Raw genomic sequence first — 2,206 nt, forward strand, 5'->3', positions numbered from 1 at the left:
CCGGCAGTGATCAGACCTTGTTTCTCGCCAGTGACGGACATGTACGCTGGTGTAGCCATGGATGTGCTCCTTGCTAAAAGTTAGGGTGCCCGGGAGGCGGTATCGCCCGGTGGGTGCCTGACTGTTATCAAGGTCCGTGCCAGAAACGGTTAAGGCTATATAAATCAGGGGGTTGAGAGGGTTTTAAGCGCTCGCGAAGGATGTTCGGCAGCGATCGCCTGTGGATGTGCGCAAGAAGTTGCGCAGTACTGCGCAACTTCTTGCGCACTTGGCTGGGGCGCCTGACAGGCCGGGCGATCAGCGAGTCGGGTAGGGCTTTCGCAGCGTTGAGTGCGCAACTTCTTGCGCAGCATGGCGTTAGGCCATGCTTGGCGAATATATCGTTCTACCGTCCTGAAAAATGTGACGGGGGGCTGGCTGCTTTCGGCCCAGAGTGTGTAAAAACGCCTTCGCGAACCCTTGCTATGATTTCTGAGGATTTCATCGCAGGGATCGCCCATGAAGCGCTTTATCCAAGGTGAACATCGAGGCCAAGGCACCTTACTTCCCGAGAGCCTCGACGACTACGTCAGCGATACCAATCCGGTGCGCGTAGTCGACGTCTTTGTCGACGGACTCGACCTGGTCAGTCTGGGTTTTGAAGGTGCCATTCCAGCCGATACTGGCCGGCCTGCTTACCACCCCGCGATCTTGCTGAAGATCTACATCTACGGCTATCTCAATCGCATTCAGTCGAGCCGACGTTTGGAGCGAGAAGCTCAACGCAACGTCGAACTGATGTGGTTGACCGGGCGTTTGATGCCGGACTTCAAGACCATCGCCAACTTCCGAAAAGACAACAGCAAGGCCATCCGAGGTGTCTGTCGCCAGTTCGTTGTGCTGTGTCAGCAGTTGGGACTGTTTGGAGAACATCTGGTCGCCATCGATGGCAGTAAATTCAAGGCCGTCCACAACCGTGACCGCAATTTCACCAGCGCCAAGCTGAAGCGGCGAATGGAAGAAATCGAATCGAGCATCAGCCGTTACCTGACCGCGCTCGATGCTGCCGATCGGCAAGAACCAACAGCTTCCGAGCCCAGTACCGTGTGGCTGGAAGAAAAAATCGCCAAGCTCAAAACTCAAATGAAAGAGCTTCAAGCGATCGAGATCCAGCTCAACGAATCGCCGGACAAACAGGTCTCACTGACCGATCCAGACAGCCGCTCCATGATGACTCGCGGCACGGGAATCGTCGGCTATAACGTGCAGACGGCGGTCGATACTCAGCACCATTTGATCGTTGCACACGAGGTGACCAATGTCGGTTCCGACCGCGATCAGCTCAGCTCGATGGCCAAGCAGGCCCGCGAGGCGATGGCGTCAGAAACGTTGTCGGTGGTGGCGGACCGAGGTTACTTCAAAAGCGAACAAATCTTGGCTTGTCACGATGCAGGCATCACCCCCTACGTGCCCAAGCCGATGACCTCTGGAGCCAAGGCTGACGGACGTTTCAATAACGATGCCTTCATCTATGACGCGGTAAAAAACGAATACATTTGTCCAGCTGGCGAGGCGCTGATCTGGCACTACTCCTACGTTGAAAAAGGCCTGAAGTTGCATCGTTACTGGAGTTCGAAATGCCAGGGCTGCGCGTTGAAGTCGCAATGCACTCCGAGCACGGAACGACGAGTTCGACGCTGGGAGCATGAAGACGTATTGGAGGAGATGCAGCTTCGGCTGAGCAAAGCACCAGAGATGATGCGAGTCCGAAAACGGACGGTTGAGCATCCCTTCGGGACGCTCAAACAATGGATGGGGGCGACGCACTTCCTGACGCGAAAGCTGGCCGGGGTGAGCGCGGAGATGAGCTTGAATGTGCTCGCCTACAACTTGAAACGGGTTATGAAAATCATCGGTGCCAACGGTTTGATGAAAGCGCTGACGGCCTGAAAAAGGCTGATTTTGGCCCATCCCAGAGGCTGTAAAAATAGCGTTGGCGTGTTCCAGGCTGAGACTGATGTGGCCCGCGACATAACCGTGCGATCGCTCAGCCAACGAATGTCACTACTCCACAACGACGAGGTCCATGAGCGTTTTTACACGCTCTGGGCCATAAGCAGCCGCTGGACAGACTAGTGGCTAATAGGTAGCGTCGACCCTCTGCACTGAATCTTTCCCGTAGTTGAGTCGTCAGGCGTATTGGTTGGAGGAGTTGCAATGACAACAA

At 55.3% G+C, this 2,206-nt stretch carries 1 protein-coding gene; it reads left to right on the forward strand.

Annotated features, from left to right (window positions below; translation table 11 throughout):
* The first annotated feature begins 498 nt into the window (after positions 1-498).
* Positions 499-1,929 (forward strand): IS1182 family transposase, encoded by a 1,431-nt coding sequence (locus tag WLY71_RS30355; RefSeq protein ID WP_347806522.1) that lies wholly within the window; start codon positions 499-501, stop codon positions 1,927-1,929.
* Positions 1,930-2,206 lie beyond the last annotated feature (277 nt).

Source organism: Pseudomonas rossensis (assembly GCF_039888995.1).
In the GTDB taxonomy this organism is placed as follows: Bacteria; Pseudomonadota; Gammaproteobacteria; order Pseudomonadales; family Pseudomonadaceae; genus Aquipseudomonas; species Aquipseudomonas rossensis.